This is a genomic window from Mesorhizobium sp. GbtcB19, from assembly GCF_019091085.1.
Taxonomy (GTDB): domain Bacteria; phylum Pseudomonadota; class Alphaproteobacteria; order Rhizobiales; family Rhizobiaceae; genus Mesorhizobium.
The window spans coordinates 1-230 of the sequence record NZ_JAGXJY010000630.1 but is presented as its reverse complement, the minus strand read 5'-3'; the positions used below and the strand labels follow the sequence as shown (position 1 = coordinate 230).

General features: G+C 58.7%; 1 pseudogene. It reads left to right on the top strand.

The annotated features are described in order from the left end of the window. Positions 1-120: 120 nt before the first annotated feature. Positions 121-230, top strand: a pseudogene (locus tag KVT37_RS33920) (cupin domain-containing protein); the annotation flags it as partial.

Here is a 230-nt window from a genome sequence, read left to right as displayed (position 1 = left end):
ACTGAGCGTATTGTTCAGCGACAGCTTCAAGCTGGTTGCAACAACCCCTCTATAGGATGATACTGGTCCGCGAGACGCCGTGCGCGGCTTTTGTCCAATCAACGATCCGAGGAATGAACGATGAAGATCATTGCGTGCGGCAGCGTGCCGACGATCATAGCGCCGGAGTCCTATTTCACCGGGCGGGGGCTGCAGACGCCGATCATCGACAAGGAAGCGCCGGCGCGGCT